Genomic DNA, 14,386 nt, shown 5'->3' on the forward strand with positions numbered 1-14,386 from the left:
GTGCTTGGCTTGCGCGCATGACCACCCACGCACCGGCGTCCACGGGCCTGGATTCCTGTCTCGACCTGGGGTTCGGCGACTCCGGCGAAGGCGAACCCTCGCTGCGGCGGGAGCTGTTCGCGGCCCTGATCGAAGTCGTCTCCGGCTCGGGAGAGTGGAGCGAGCAGACGGCCGCGCGGATCCGCGGCGAGGGGGTGTCCTGGGCGGCGCGCGGCGAGCCGGTGAGCGCGCTGCGGGTCGCCGTCCGGGAGACGACGGAGCACATCCTGGTGTCCAGCGGGTACGCGGCGGCGGGCAGCGCCGACCCCGGCGGCGAGTTCGCGCGGCGCCTGGCGGACGCCGGACGCCGGGTGACCAGGGAGCTGACCCGCGGTTTCTTCGCCCAGTCCGGGCAGGGGGCATCGGCCTCGGTCCCGGTGTCCCCGCCGCCCGCGCCGGTGTACGCCCCGCCCGCCTACGCCGTGATGGCGCTGCGCGCGCCGGGCCGCCCCATCGGCGACGTCGAGGCGGTGGCCCGCGGCCACGGCGGCCCCGAGACCGCCGTCCTCGCCTCGACGCGCGGCCTCTACGTCCTCACCCCGGCGGCCCGGCACGAGGACTCCGCCGACCTGGCCGGGCGCATCCACCGCGGCCTGGGCGCGACGGGCCGGCTCGCGGTGCACTGGAAGCCGTACAACGAGGTGACGGCCGGTCAGCTGCTGGTGGACGACATCTGCGCGGTCGTGGACGCGCTGGGCTTCGGGCCCGGCGTCTACCAGCTGGACGACGTCCTGGTCGAGTACGCGGCCGCGCAGACGCCCGACATCGCGCAGCGGCTGGTCGCGATGGTGCAACCCGTACTGGACGACCTGGTGCTGCGGGACGCGCTGAACGCGGTGGTCACCGCCGACGGCGACGTCGACCTCGCGTGCGAACTGCTCGCGCTGCGCCGCAAGTTCTTCGACCGGCGCCTGCGCCGGATCGAGGAGCTGACCGGGCGGCGCGTGGACGCTCCACGCGATCTGCAGGTGCTCAGGACCGCGCTGGCCGTCGCGGCGATCATGCGCCAGTGAGCGCCGGCAGCCGCACCCGGAACCACGCACCGGAGTCGGAGGATTCGACGCGCACCGAGCCGGAATGGGCCGCGGCGATGGCCGCCACGATGCTCAGCCCCAGTCCGCTTCCCGGCGCGGGGCGGTCGTCCTGCCGGGCGGGGCGGACGGTGCCGCCCGCGCGGAAGAACCGCTCGAAGATCCGCTCGCGCAGTTCCTCGGGGATCCCGGGGCCGCTGTCGATGACGTCGACGATCTGCTCGTCGCCCTCGCGGCCGACCCGCACCTCGGCGGACACCTCGTGCGGGGTGTGGGCGACGACGTTGGCCAGCAGATTGGTGACCACCTGGCGGAGCCGGTCGGGGTCGCCCGTCACCAGGTGGGTGCCGGGTGACGCCACGAGGCTCACCCGGCGTTCGGGGTCGACGACGCGGGTGTCCGCCACCGCGTCGGCGCACAGTTCGACCAGGTCGACGGGGCGGCACTCCAGGGGGCGGCCCTGGTCGAGGCGGGCCAGCAGGAGCAGCTCGTCCACGAGGGCGGACATCCTGCGGGTCTCGTTCTGCACCCTCCGCATGGCGTCGTCCAGGCGGCCCGGGTCGTCGAGGGCGCCGAAGCGCACCAGCTGGGCGTAGCCGCCGATCGCGGTGAGCGGGGTGCGCAGTTCGTGGCTGGCGGCGCCGACGAAGTCGCGCAGCTGCTCCTCGGCCTTGCGGCGGCGGTTGAACTCCTCGTCGACCCGGCCGAGCATCGCGTTGACGGCGTCGGCGAGGGCCTCCACCTCCGCCGTCGAGACCGGCGCGGAGACCCGCTGCGACGGGGCGCCCTCGGCGGCGAAGCGGCGGGCGGTGGCGGTGATCTCGTTGAGCGGGGAGATGGTGCGGCGGCTGAACCAGAGCGCGCCGAGCACGACGCAGGCGACCAGTGGCACACCGGAGACGGCCTCGATCACCACGAGGTTGTGGACGGTGGCCGTGTCGTCGGCGGTGGACTCCGCGATCACCAGGTAGCCGCCGTCGGGGAGTTTCTCGACGACCGCCCGCATCGGGGTGGGCCCGACGGTGCCCGCCCGGCCGGCGGACGCCATGCGGTCCAGTTCGGCGCTGGACAGCCGGATGGTGGCCCGCTCCACCATGGCGCCGGATTCCCGCTGCACGACCCTGCCGATGGCGTCGGTGAGCAGCACCACGACCGTCGCCCCCGCGGGCTTGAGGTCCGAGCTGTTCTCCAGCTCGTCCAGCCGGTCCTGCCGTATGGAGGCGAGTTGCTGGTCCAGCCGGTTCCGCAGGCCGTCGGCGAGCGCGCGGGCGGCGTAGACGTCGGCGGCCGCGACGCCGATCGTGGTGATCGCCAGGAAGCCGAGCGCGAGGCGCCAGTAGAGCGAGCGGGGCCACCAGCGCCGTCGGCGGTGCCTGTCGGGTGCCTCCACGGGCCCACCCCTCGGTTCGGTTACGGCCGCTTTCCGAGCAGATACTAGGACAGCCGCTGGACACATCCGTTCGATCGATCGAGCCGAGGAGACCGCACCATGCGCATCGCCGTCCTGGACGACTATCAGAAGGCGGCGCACCGGTTCGCCGACTGGGACGCGCTGGGGGCGGAGGTCGTCTTCCTCCACGACCACATCGCCGGCACCGCGGAGCTGGCCGAGGCGCTGGACGGCTTCGACGTGGTGGTCGCCATGCGTGAGCGCACTCCCTTCACCGAGGAGCGCTTCGCGGCGCTGCCGGCGCTGCGGCTGCTGGTCACCACCGGCATGGCGAACGCCTCCATCGACCTGGACGCGGCCCGCCGGCACGGGGTGACGGTGTGCGGCACCGAGAGCGTCCCGCACGCCACGGCCGAACTGACCTGGGCGCTCATCCTGTCGCTGACCCGGCATGTCCCGGAGGAGGCCGCCGGGATGCGGCGCGGGGAGTGGCAGCACACGATCGGCGGCGACCTGCACGGCCGGACGCTGGGCATCGTGGGGCTGGGCCGGCTCGGCGCGCGGGTCGCCGCGATCGGCGCCGCGTTCGGGATGGACGTCCTGGCGTGGAGCACCAACCTCGACCCGGAGCACGCCGCCGCGTGCGGCGCGCGGGCGGTCGGCAAGCGGGAGCTGTTCTCCTCCTCCGACGTCGTCACCGTGCACTACAAGCTCGGGGCGCGCAGCACCGGTCTGATCGGCGCCGAGGAGCTGGAATGGATGAAGCCATCGGCGCTGCTGGTCAACACCTCGCGCGGACCGCTCGTCGACACCCCGGCGCTGGTCGCCGCGGTGCGCGAGGGCCGGATCGCCGGCGCCGCGCTGGACGTGTACGACACCGAGCCGCTCCCCGCCGGGGACGTCCTGCGGACGTTGCCCAACGTCCTGCTCACGCCGCACCTGGGCTACGTCACGGAGGCGACGTACGAGGTCTTCTTCCGGCAGGCGGCCGAGGACGTCGCGGCCTTCCGGGACGGCGCGCCGATGCGGGTGCTGACGGCCTGACCCGGGACTTCCGGGCGGGGAGCGTGCTTTTCGGCCGAACCGGCGTCCCGCCTTCCGCGGGGCGCCGGTTCGCGTTTTCCGGTGGCCCCGCTGGGCAGAATCTCCGTGTACAACTGTTCACTGAATTTGGAACCGACGAAGAACCGGGAAGGACCGGCATGCTGTTCCTGGTGGTCGCGGTGGCCCTGTTCGGGCTGCTGCTCGGACCGGCCGCGCATCTGCCACTGCCCGTGACCCTCGCCGTGGCCGCCGTCATCGTGGTGTGGCTCGCGCTGTACGGGGTGCGCCGGCGCATCGCGCACCGCAGGGAGGGGTGAGTGATGCGCGGGACATCCGCGAGGGCGCGCCGCGCGCACGCGGACAGCGCGGCGGCCGCGTCCTTCGTCCTGGGGCTGGTGGGCGTGCTCGTCTTCAGCCTCGTCCTCGGCCCCGCGGCCCTCGTGCTCGGCTCCATGGCGCTGTTGCAGGGGACCGGCCGCCGGGGGCGGGCCGTGCTGGGGCTGCTGCTAGGGACGGCCGATCTGGTGGTGCTCGCGGTGGTGACCGCGAGCGACCACGCCTTCGTGTGGTCGCTCTGACGGCCGCGGCCGCCGCACCCGTGGGTGCGGCGGCCGCGAGGGTTCAGTGGCCGCGGGCGATCCACTCGTCCAGGTGCGGGGCCTCGGCGCCGATCGTGGTGCTGTCGCCGTGGCCGGTGCGGACGACCGTCTCCGGTGGCAGTGCCAGCAGCCGGTCGCGGATCGAGTCGATGATGGTCGGGAAGTGCGAGAAGGACCGTCCCGTGGCTCCCGGACCTCCCTGGAAGAGGGTGTCGCCGGTGAAGACCGTGCCGAGCGCGGGCGCGTAGAGGCAGACGGCGCCCGGCGCGTGGCCCGGGGTGTGGAGCACGGTGAGGTCGGTGCCGGCCACCGTGATGACCTGACCGTCGGTCAGTTCGCCGTCGGGTGCCCGTTCGGGGTGGGTCAGCTTCCACAGCGGCAGGTCGTCGCCGTGCAGCAGGATCGGGGCACCGGTGCGCGCGGCGAGCGCGGGCGCGGCGTCGATGTGGTCGTTGTGGGCGTGGGTGCTGACGATGGCGACCAGACGGCGGCCGCCGAGCGCGCCGGCGATGGCGTCGGCGTCGTGGGCGGCGTCGACGACGATCGCCTCGGTGTCGTCGCCGACGATCCAGACGTTGTTGTCGACGTCCCAGGTGCCGCCGTCCAGAGTGAAGGTGCCCGAGGTGACGAGGTGGTCGATCCGGGCGGCCATCAGAAGACCACCACCGAGCGCAGCACGTCACCGTGGTGCATCCGCTCGAAGGCCTTCTCGACCTCGTCCAGCGCGATGGTCTCGGTGACGAAGGACTCCAGGTCGAGGCGGCCCTGCAGGTAGAGGTCGATGAGCATCGGGAAGTCCCGGGAGGGCAGGCAGTCGCCGTACCAGGAGGACTTGAGCGCGCCGCCGCGGCCGAAGACGTCCAGCAGCGGGAGCTCCAGCTTCATCTCCGGGGTCGGCACGCCGACCAGGACGACGGTGCCGGCCAGGTCGCGGGCGTAGAAGGCCTGCTTGTACGTCTCGGGGCGGCCGACCGCGTCGATGACGACGTCGGCGCCGAAGCCGCCGGTCAGCTCGCGGATCGCCTCGACGGGGTCGGTCTCCTTGGAGTTGACGGTGTGCGTGGCGCCCAGCTTCCTGGCCGTCTCCAGCTTCCGCGCGTCGATGTCCACGGCGATGATCTTCGCGGCGCCGGCCAGCCGGGAGCCCGCGATCGCGGCGCCGCCGACGCCGCCGCAGCCGATGACGGCGACAGAGTCACCGCGGCCGACGCTGCCCGTGTTGATGGCCGCGCCGAGACCCGCCATGACGCCGCAGCCGAGCAGCCCGGCGACGGCGGGGCTGGCGGCGGGGTCCACCTTGGTGCACTGGCCGGCGTGGACGAGGGTCTTCTCGGCGAAGGCCCCGATGCCCAGGGCCGGGGAGAGCTCGGTGCCGTCCAGCAGGGTCATCTTCTGCTTGGCGTTGTGGGTGTTGAAGCAGTACCAGGGCCGTCCGCGCAGACAGGCCCGGCACTGGCCGCACACCGCGCGCCAGTTGAGGATCACGAAGTCGCCGGGCGCGACGTCGGTGACGCCCTCGCCGACCGACTCCACGATGCCGGCGGCCTCGTGACCGAGGAGGAAGGGGAAGTCGTCGTTGATGCCGCCCTCGCGGTAGTGCAGGTCGGTGTGGCAGACCCCGCACGCCTGGATCCGTACCAGCGCCTCCCCCGGCCCCGGGTCGGGCACGACGATCGTTTCCAGGCTGACGGGGGAACCCTTCTTCCGGGCGACGACAGCACGGACCTGGTGAGCCATGGGGCACTCCTCGGCTGGTACGGATCCCTGAGGTGAATGTTTCTCATTACGGCACACACCGCACGTGCCGCAACGCAAGCATCGACGACGGCCGACAGGGCGGTCAAGGACCAGCACAGCCCGGCCGAACGGCGCGATTCATTCTTACCAAGGATCTTGCCCGGCGGACCCGTTCGGCGGCGTGCCGCGACCGGTGTCCTGTCGTCATTGGGCGTTGAACAGCATGCGCGGGTTGCGGTCCCCCGCCGCGCGGGAGGCGGGGAGCAGGGAGACCGACACCGCGACCGCCACGCACACGCAGACCATCAGCAGCAGCGCGGCGCGGGGCGGGGACTGCGCGATGCCGGCGCCGACACCGCTGGAACCGCCCTGGAGGTCGATCAGCCAGTCCGAGGCGAACACCCCCGCGGTGACCCCGGCCGCGGCGGCGGCCAGGACGATCAGCCCGATACCGGTGACGACGGTCGCCACGGTCTGCTGGGGCGTCAGGCCCACGGCCCGGTAGGCGCGCATGTCGCGGGCGTGGTCGCGGATTCCGGTGCCGACGGCCGTGGACAGCTCGGCCAGGGCGATCAGCGCGAGTACGGTGACCAGCCCGATGATGACCCCGCGCACCGGGGAGAGTTCGGCGCCCGGCCCGGTGACCTCGCGCACCTCCAGGGCGCCGTGCGAGGCGTCGGTCAGGACGCCGCGCACGGCCGCCCGGTCCGCGCCGGGGCGCAGCACCAGGCTGTAGTACGAAGGGCTGATGGAGGCGTCCTGGGCGCGCAGCACGTCGAGCGGCGCCGAGATCACCCGGCCGCCGTGCCCGGTCTCGATGCTGCGGCCGACGATGTGCAGGATGTGCGGGGTGCCGCCGACGGTGACCCGTACCCACTGGCCCACCTCGATGTGGAGCGCGTCGAGCAGGCCCTGCCCGGCGAGCGCCTCGTCGGGCCCGGTGGGGTGGCGGCCCTCCGCGACGGCGAAAGGGTAGGGATCGTCCGTGGTGCCGATCCCGCGCAGGGTGACGGACTGCGACTGGCCGGGGGCGAGCGCGGCGAGTTCGGTACCCGGGTGCACCGCGGTGATCTCCGGTCGCGTGGCCAGCAACCGCCGGACGGCCTCGTCGGTCAGGCCGTTGGGACGGGCGGTGAGCTCACCTGCCTGGCCGAGCTGTTCCGGGTGGTGCTCGAAGCGGTCCAGGGTGGCCCAGGTCCCCAGGGCGACGGTGATCATCAGGATCGGCAGGGCGAGCCGCACCACGGCGGCCGCGGAGCGGGCGGGCCGGTGCAGCACCCCGCGGCAGCCCAGCACGAGGGCGGGCGGGGTCCGCAGCCGCAGCGCGACCCGGGCCGCGCCGGACATCCGGCGGCGTCCGGGAACGGCACCCCGCGCGGCGGGGATCGGCGGCACGCGGCCGGCCCGCCAGGCGGCGACCACCGTGGCCAGGGCGATGACCAGCACGGTCGCCGCCGCGGTGCCGGGCAGTGCCCAGGTGTGCTGCGGCAGTCCCTGCCACAGCTCCATGGCGTCCCCCATCGGCCCGGGGATCCCCGGCGCGAGCGACTCGGCGGCCGCCGAGCCGAGCACCACCCCGGCGGTGGCCAGCACCGCGTGCTGCACCAGGAACATCCGGACCACCTGCGCCGGGGTGAAGCCGACGGCCTTGAGGACCGAGATGTCGCGCACGTACGCCAGGACACGGGTGCCGATGCCGCCGGTCACCGCGATCGCGGCGGCCAGCAGCGCGGCGAGCCCGAACAGGCCGAGCAGCAGCCCGAGCAGATGGTTGTCCCCCTCGGCGTCGGCGCGGGCCTCCCGCCAGGTGGCGACATCGATGACCCGGTCCGATCCGACGGCGGTGACGGCCCGCTGGACGACGAAGCCGGTGTCGGCCGGGTCCCTCAGCCGCAGCCCGACCGTCTGCCCGGGCCGCGCCGCGCCGGTGGCGAGGCTGCTCACGAGCGTGGGCGACGCCCAGGCGGTGCCGGGGTTGTCCCCCGGGGAGTAGAGGGGTTCCGCGGTCTCGGCGACGCCGACCACCCGGACGGTGACCGGCCGTCCGCCGAGGGCCACGCTGATCTCGTCCCCCGGCTCGGCCCACAGTGCGGTCGCCACCGACCGCTCCAGCACGATGCCGTCGCCCGCGCCGCCGTTGAGCCAGTCCCCGCCGTCCATGAGCGGCCGTCCCACCCGCGGCGGGTTCGCGCCGGCGGCCCGCAGATCGAGGGCGGCCTTCTCCCGGCCGTGCTGCGCGGTGACGGTGAGGGTGCGGAAGGGGCCGGAGACCGCGGTGACGCCGTCGATCCGGGACAGCGCGCCGGTGTCGGCGCGTCCGTCCGTGCGCAGCCACACGTGGGCGCCCTCGGTGGCGGTGAACATCCGCTGCCAGGGGTTGGCCGCGTACACCAGGAGCGCGACGGACAGCAGCAGCGCCACGGTGATGCCCGCGGTGGCCAGGACGATGGACAGGGCCTGGCCGCGATGGGTGCGCAGATCGGCGAGGGCCCAGCGGACGGTGGCGCGCACGGCGGTCAGCCCTGCAGCTTCACGACGTCGGCGGCGGCGCGCGAGGGACGCGAGGCGGGCGGCGGGGCGTCGAGGGTGATGTCGTCGACGATCTCGCCGTCGAAGAGGCTGATCACCCGGTCCGCGGCGCTGGCCACCTTGGCGTCGTGCGTGACGAGCAGGATCGTCTGACCGCGTTCATGGCAGCGGGTCAGCAGCCGCAGCACCTCGCGGGTGCCCTTGCTGTCGAGGCTGCCGGTGGGTTCGTCGGCCAGCAGCAGGGCCGGGCGGTTGACCAGGGCCCTGGCGAGGGCGACCCGCTGCTGCTCGCCGCCGGACAGATCGGCGGGGGTGCTGTCCTCCTTGCCCTCAAGGCCGAGTTCGGCCAGCAGCTCCTCGCGGGCGGCGCGCACCTGGCGGGGCGAGCGGCCGGCGAGCAGGGCGGGGAGTTCGATGTTGTCGGCGACGGTGAGGGTGGAGACGAGGTTGAAGAACTGGAAGACGATGCCGACGCCGCGCCGCCGCAGCACCGCCCACCGCGCCTCGCCGAGCTGGTCGACCCGTTGCCCGTCCAGCCATATCCGGCCGCGGTCGGGCCGTTCCAGCCCGCCGAGCAGATGCAGCAGGGTGGACTTGCCCGCGCCGGAGGGCCCGGTGACGGCGACGAACTCGCCCGGCCGCACCTCCAGGTCGACCCCCCGCACGGCCCTGACCTCACCACCGTCCACGCGGTGCGTCTTGACCAGTCCCTCGACCCGGAGCATGTGCGGCGCCCCCGCGAGGGGCGGCTCGGCCCGTCTCATTCCAGCTCCTCCTGGCAGCGCTCGAGCCAGTCGAGGTCGGCCTGCAGATGCAGGGTCGCGCCCTCGATGAGCAGTTGCGCGATGCGGTTGTCCCGGTCCTCCCCCGAGGCGAGCCGGGACATGGCCCGCATCAGGTTGAGGTAGTGGCGGCGCTGCTTGTTGATCAGGGAGACCTGGTCGGCCATTCCCGTGGCCGGGGCGAGGGCGAGCTTCATGAAGAACTCGTCGCGCACCCGCGGCTCGCTGGACGGCTCGTCGAACCAGGCGGCGACCGCCTCCCGCCCGGCGTCGGTGAGTTCGTAGATCCGTTTGTTGGGCCGGCCGGACTGTGTGACGTCCTCGCCCCGGATCAGTCCCGACTTCTCCAGGCGCGCCAGCGTCACGTAGATCTGGCCGATGTTCGGCTGAGGATAGGCAGCACCGAAAAGCTTCTCAAGTGCCGTTTTCAGCTCGTAACCATGAGCGGGCCCCTTGGCGAGGAGTGCCATGAGAGGAAGACGCACGCTCCTCCTGCCTCCTCCCCGGTTACCTGCTTGTTAGGGGCCGCTCACCAGCGCGATCATCGGCGAGCAGGCCGTCTTGCCGCAATGGCTAGTATCCCGCATGTCCAACAGGTATACATGTCCCTCCGGACGACGACGCCGTCGCCGGAGGCGGGACCTGGAGGATCGTATGCGCTGGGCGCGGGCCGCGGGCAGGGGTCTGCTCGCCGCTGCCCTGCTGCTGACGGGATACGCCTCCGGGGGCGCCCGTGCCGCCGACGGACCGCCCGGCGCGACGGGCCGGGGCCCGGTGACCTTCGTGACCGGCCGTGATCTGACCGGTTACCTCCAGCACGTACTGGACGGCTGGAACCGCGCCCACCCCCTGGAGAAGGCGACCCTCGTCGAACTGCCCGAGGCCGCCGACGAAGTGCGCGCGCAGATGGCCGACAGCCTGCGCTCCGGCAGCGACCGCTTCGACGTGCTCAACATCGACGTGGCGTGGACCTCGGAGTTCGCCGGCGCGGGCTGGATCGCCCCGGTCGACCCGCGCGGCCTGCCGATGGACCGGCTGCTGGAGTCGGTGGTGGAGACCGCCACCTTCCACGGGCGGCAGTACGCCGTGCCCTACGTCACCAACGCCGCCCTGCTCTACTACCGCAAGGACATCCTCGACCGGGAGCACCTGGCGCCGCCGCGCACCTGGGCGGAGCTGGAGCGCGAGGCGGAGAACCTCGCCCCGAAGTACCGGATCGGCGGCTACGCAGGGCAGTTCCTGCCGTACGAGGGCCTGACGGTCAATGTCACCGAGGCCGTGCAGTCGGCCGGGGGCGGGGTCCTGGGCGGGGAGGGCACCCGGGTCACCGTGGACTCCGCCGCCGCTCGCGAGGGGCTGGGCTTCCTGGTGCGCGGGGTGCGCGAGGGCTGGATCCCGCGTGAGGCGCTGCGGTTCAAGGAGGAGGAGTCCCGGCAGGCGTTCCAGGACGGCCGGCTGCTGTTCCTGCGCAACTGGCCGTACGTGTACGACCTCGCCTCCGCGCCGGGCTCCGAGGTGGCGGGGCGCTTCGGCGCCGTGCCGCTGCCCGGGCCCGACGGCCCGGGCTCCAGCGTGCTGGGCGGGTCCAACCTCGCGGTCAACGCGCACTCGCGGCATCCGCGGACGGCCGCCGACCTCATGGCCTACATGACGAGTGAGTCCGTGCAGCGGCAGGTGCTCACGGAGGGCTCGCTGCCGCCGGTGTGGGCGGACCTGTACCGGGATCCGGGGCTGGTGCGCCGCTACCCGTACCTGCCGGTGCTGGAGCAGAGCCTCAAGGCGGCCAAGCCGCGACCGAAGAGCGCGCGGTACGAGCAGGTGAGCCTGGCGGTGGCGGCGGTGAGCCGGGACGCGCTGGCGCTGAACACCACTCCGGAGCAGGCCGTCGCACGGCTGGACCGCGAGTTGCGGGAGATCGTGCGGGACCGCTGATCCCGCGTTCCCCTTCGGCGCGCATCGTCCTACATACATGTTAGGTAGTCGACCCGGGCCCACATGCGCCCAGCACGCACCCGAGCCCTACCTTTAACCACACAAATCACGCCAGCAAGCGCCGTCTATCGACAGCTCCGTTGACACCTCCCCGACGTCGCTACTTAACATGCATGCATAACGAGCCACCCGCGCGGCGTGCAGTGTCCACCCGCGCGCCCGCAGTCAGGATGGTGACGGGTGTTCACAGCCCCTCTGGAGGACGGTTCCTCCACCGCCGCCGCCCCCTCCCCCGCTCTCACCGCCGCACGACCGTGGTGGCGCGACGCGGTGGTCTACCAGGTCTACGTCCGCAGCTTCCTGGACAGCACGGGCGACGGGGTCGGCGACCTGGCCGGCGTCCGGGCGGGCCTGCCCTACCTGAGCAAGCTGGGCGTCGACGGGATCTGGCTGAGCCCCTTCTACCCCTCGCCGCAGCACGACCACGGCTACGACGTCGCCGACTACACGGCCGTCGACCCGCTCTACGGCGACCTCGCCGAGTTCGACCGCCTCGTCGCCGACGCGCACCGCCTGGGCCTGCGCACCGTCGTCGACGTCGTCCCCAACCACTGCTCCAGCGCCCACCCGTGGTTCCGCGCGGCGCTGGCGGAGGGGCCCGGCGGCGCCGCCCGTTCTCTGTTCCACTTCGCCGACGGCCGCGGTGAGCACGGCGAACTGCCGCCCAACAACTGGCGGGCGATGTTCGGCGGGCCCGCGTGGTCCCGGGTGACCGAGCCGGACGGCCGGCCGGGCCAGTGGTACCTGCACCTGTTCACCCCCGAGCAGCCCGACCTCAACTGGCGCGACCCGCGCGTCGGGGAGCACTTCGAGCACGTCCTGCGCTTCTGGCTGGACCGCGGTGTCGACGGTTTCCGCATCGACGTGACGGCCGGACTGTTCAAGCACCCCGACCTGCCCGACTCCCCCGACCCGGAGGCGGACGAGCGGGCCCGCGACTCGGTCAACCCGCTGGCCTGGAACCGTCCCGAGGTGCACGGCGTGTGGCGGCGGTGGCGCGGGATCTGCGAGGAGTACACCGCCCGCGACGGGCGCGAACGCCTCCTGGTCGGCGAGGTCTCCGTGCCCACCCCGGCCGAACAGGCCCGCTACGTCCGCCCCGACGAGCTCCACCAGGCCTTCTTCTTCCACCTGCTGAGCGCGCCCTGGAGTGCCGGGGCCTTCCGTACCACCATCGCCGAGGCGCTGCGCGACATCGCCGGCACCGGCTCCACCGTCACCTGGGTGCTCAACAACCACGACCAGGTCAGGACCGTCACCCGGTACGCGGGCGGCACGGCGGGCCATCTCGGTGCCGCCCGGGCCCGCGCGGCCGCGCTGCTGATGCTGGCGCTGCCCGGGGCCGCGTACGTCTACCAGGGCGAGGAGCTCGGGCTCCCGGAGGTGGTCGACCTGCCGGACGAGGTGCTCACCGACCCGATCTTCCGGCGCACCGGCAGCCGGCGCTTCGTCCGGGACGGCTGCCGGGTGCCGCTGCCCTGGTCGGGCCACGCCTCGCCCTTCGGTTTCACGGCCGAGGGCAGCACGGCCAGGCCGTGGCTGCCGCAGCCGGCCTGGTTCGCCGAGCACAGCGCCGACCGCGCGCTGCTGGACACCGGATCCTTCTGGCACCTGTACCGGGACGCGCTGGCCTTGCGCGCCCGGCTGCCCCAGCTCGGCGAGGGGACGCTGCGCTGGCTGGAGACACCGCCGGGGGTGCTCGCCTTCGTCCGCGGCGAGGGCCTGGTCTGCGCCGTCAATTTCGGCGAGGAGCCCGTCCCCGCCCCCGTGCCCGGACGGCCGCTGCTGTCGAGCACCGCCTGCCCGCCCGGAGTCCTCCCCGGCAACACCGCCGCCTGGTGGGTCCACGACCCGGCACGCACCTGACCGTTCACGCTCCACCCCACCGAAGAAGGGAATCGACCCCGATGAAGCGCACCCTCGTCGCGGCCACCGCGATATGCGGCCTGGCCCTCGCGACCACCGCCTGCGGCGGCGACACGAAGGCCGGCTCCGGCTCCGGCTCGGGCTCCGGCGGCCAGGAGCTCAAGGGCCAGACGGTGACCGTCGCCGCCGTCTGGACCGGCGTCGAGCAGAAGAACTTCCAGAAGGTCCTGGACGGTTTCACCGCCAAGACCGGGGCGAAGGTCGCGTACGTCTCCACCGGCGACAACTTCGCGACCGTCCTGGGCAGCAAGATCGAGGGCGGTGACTCGCCCGACGTCGCGATGGTGCCGCAGCCCGGCGTGCTCAAGGAGTTCGCGGGCAAGGGCTGGCTCCAGCCGCTGTCGCCGGCCGTGAAGGGCGCGGCGGAGAAGAACTACGCCAAGATCTGGCAGACGTTCGGCACCGTCGACGGCACCTATTACGGCCTGTACTTCAAGACCTCCGACAAGTCGACGGTCTGGTACAGCCCGCAGGCGCTGGAGACCGCCGGTGTGCAGCCGCCGAAGACCTTCCAGGAGATGCTGGACGCCGCCCGCGCGGTCTCCGACTCGGGCCTGCCCGCGTTCGCCGTCGGCGGCTCGGACGGCTGGACGCTCACCGACTGGTTCGAGAACGTCTACCTCTCCCAGGCCGGCCCGGAGAACTACGACAAGCTGACCCAGCACCAGATCCCCTGGAGCGACCCCACCGTCGTCAAGGCGCTCACCACCCTGGCCAAGCTGTTCGGCGAGGACGACCTGCTCGCCGGCGGCCGCAAGGGCGCCCTGGCCACCAGCTTCCCGGACTCCGTCGCGCGCGTCTTCGGCAAGAGCCCGAAGGCCGGTCTGGTCTACGAGGGCGACTTCGTCGGCGGTGTCATCTCCGGTGACCTGGGCGGCAAGGTCGGCGAGGACGCCAAGTTCTTCCCCTTCCCCTCGGTCGACGGCGGCCCCGCACCGGTGGTCGGCGGCGGCGAGGCCGCCGTGGCGCTGAAGTCCGGCAAGAACGCCAAGGCCGCCATGGAGCTGATCGCCTACCTGGCCACCCCCGAGGCCGCGGAGCTCTGGGCGAAGGCGGGCGGCTTCCTCTCCCCCAACACGAAGCTGGACCCGGCCTCCTACGCGGACGACACCCTGCGCACCGCCGCCAAGTCCCTCGTCGACGCCGGTGACACCGTGCGCTTCGACATGTCGGACCAGACGCCGCCCGCCTTCGGCGGCACGCCCGGCAAGGGCGAGTGGCAGATCCTGCAGGACTTCCTGCGCGACCCGTCGGACCCCAAGGCCACCGCGGCGAAGCTCGAGGCCGCGGCCGCCAAGGCGTACAAGGGCTGAGGTC

Annotated in this window: 13 protein-coding genes; 7 read left to right on the forward strand and 6 right to left on the reverse strand. The window is 73.1% G+C overall.

Translation table 11 applies throughout. The annotated features are described in order from the left end of the window. The first annotated feature begins 17 nt into the window (after positions 1 to 17). Entirely contained in the window at positions 18 to 1,052 is a 1,035-nt protein-coding gene (locus ACWDAS_RS12420; protein WP_450389009.1) for a helix-turn-helix domain-containing protein, read from the forward strand. Here the strand turns inward: ACWDAS_RS12420 and ACWDAS_RS12425 are convergent. Beyond that, positions 1,039 to 2,460, reverse strand: coding sequence for an ATP-binding protein (locus ACWDAS_RS12425; RefSeq protein WP_450389011.1), 1,422 nt, complete (start codon positions 2,458 to 2,460; stop codon positions 1,039 to 1,041). The two genes, ACWDAS_RS12420 and ACWDAS_RS12425, sit on opposite strands and share 14 nt — an antisense overlap. Positions 2,461 to 2,559: 99 nt before the next feature. On the opposite strand from ACWDAS_RS12425, the gene ACWDAS_RS12430 reads away from it, so the two are divergent. The 3 genes from ACWDAS_RS12430 to ACWDAS_RS12440 all read left to right on the forward strand — a co-directional run bounded on the left by ACWDAS_RS12430 (position 2,560) and on the right by ACWDAS_RS12440 (position 4,082). After that, a complete protein-coding gene (locus ACWDAS_RS12430; RefSeq protein ID WP_450389013.1) occupies positions 2,560 to 3,504 on the forward strand; it encodes a D-2-hydroxyacid dehydrogenase family protein in 945 nt (314 codons plus the stop codon). Positions 3,505 to 3,662: 158 nt separating this feature from the next. Then, a complete protein-coding gene (locus tag ACWDAS_RS12435; protein WP_450389015.1) occupies positions 3,663 to 3,821 on the forward strand; it encodes a hypothetical protein in 159 nt (52 codons plus the stop codon). A gap of 3 nt (positions 3,822 to 3,824) precedes the next feature. After that, positions 3,825 to 4,082: a DUF4190 domain-containing protein gene (locus ACWDAS_RS12440; protein ID WP_450389017.1), complete on the forward strand. Its 258-nt coding sequence runs from the start codon at positions 3,825 to 3,827 to the stop codon at positions 4,080 to 4,082. 43 nt (positions 4,083 to 4,125) lie between these two features. Here the strand turns inward: ACWDAS_RS12440 and ACWDAS_RS12445 are convergent, their stop codons facing one another. The 5 genes from ACWDAS_RS12445 to ACWDAS_RS12465 all read right to left on the reverse strand — a co-directional run bounded on the left by ACWDAS_RS12445 (position 4,126) and on the right by ACWDAS_RS12465 (position 9,636). Further along, positions 4,126 to 4,755, reverse strand: coding sequence for an MBL fold metallo-hydrolase (locus tag ACWDAS_RS12445; protein ID WP_450389019.1), 630 nt, complete (start codon positions 4,753 to 4,755; stop codon positions 4,126 to 4,128). Continuing rightward, on the reverse strand, positions 4,755 to 5,840 hold the full coding sequence (locus tag ACWDAS_RS12450; RefSeq protein WP_450389021.1) for an S-(hydroxymethyl)mycothiol dehydrogenase: 1,086 nt from the start codon (positions 5,838 to 5,840) through the stop codon (positions 4,755 to 4,757). Before ACWDAS_RS12450 ends, ACWDAS_RS12445 begins: the two co-directional genes overlap by 1 nt. Positions 5,841 to 6,044: 204 nt before the next feature. Beyond that, complete coding sequence (locus ACWDAS_RS12455) at positions 6,045 to 8,351, reverse strand: ABC transporter permease (RefSeq protein WP_450389023.1); 2,307 nt, start codon at positions 8,349 to 8,351, stop codon at positions 6,045 to 6,047. A gap of 5 nt (positions 8,352 to 8,356) precedes the next feature. Next, positions 8,357 to 9,133, reverse strand: a complete 777-nt coding sequence (locus ACWDAS_RS12460; protein ID WP_450389025.1) for an ABC transporter ATP-binding protein — start codon at positions 9,131 to 9,133, stop codon at positions 8,357 to 8,359. After that, positions 9,130 to 9,636: a PadR family transcriptional regulator gene (locus ACWDAS_RS12465; RefSeq protein WP_450389027.1), complete on the reverse strand. Its 507-nt coding sequence runs from the start codon at positions 9,634 to 9,636 to the stop codon at positions 9,130 to 9,132. Before ACWDAS_RS12465 ends, ACWDAS_RS12460 begins: the two co-directional genes overlap by 4 nt. A gap of 169 nt (positions 9,637 to 9,805) precedes the next feature. Here ACWDAS_RS12465 and ACWDAS_RS12470 point away from each other — a divergent pair, with 169 nt between their 5' ends. The 3 genes from ACWDAS_RS12470 to ACWDAS_RS12480 all read left to right on the forward strand — a co-directional run bounded on the left by ACWDAS_RS12470 (position 9,806) and on the right by ACWDAS_RS12480 (position 14,382). Then, positions 9,806 to 11,083, forward strand: a complete 1,278-nt coding sequence (locus ACWDAS_RS12470) for an ABC transporter substrate-binding protein (protein ID WP_450389029.1) — start codon at positions 9,806 to 9,808, stop codon at positions 11,081 to 11,083. A 240-nt stretch (positions 11,084 to 11,323) separates the two neighbouring features. Continuing rightward, positions 11,324 to 13,009, forward strand: coding sequence for a glycoside hydrolase family 13 protein (locus ACWDAS_RS12475; protein WP_450389031.1), 1,686 nt, complete (start codon positions 11,324 to 11,326; stop codon positions 13,007 to 13,009). Positions 13,010 to 13,050: 41 nt separating this feature from the next. Then, positions 13,051 to 14,382: an ABC transporter substrate-binding protein gene (locus ACWDAS_RS12480; RefSeq protein WP_450389033.1), complete on the forward strand. Its 1,332-nt coding sequence runs from the start codon at positions 13,051 to 13,053 to the stop codon at positions 14,380 to 14,382. Positions 14,383 to 14,386 lie beyond the last annotated feature (4 nt).

The organism is Streptomyces sp. NPDC001070 (genome assembly GCF_053598835.1).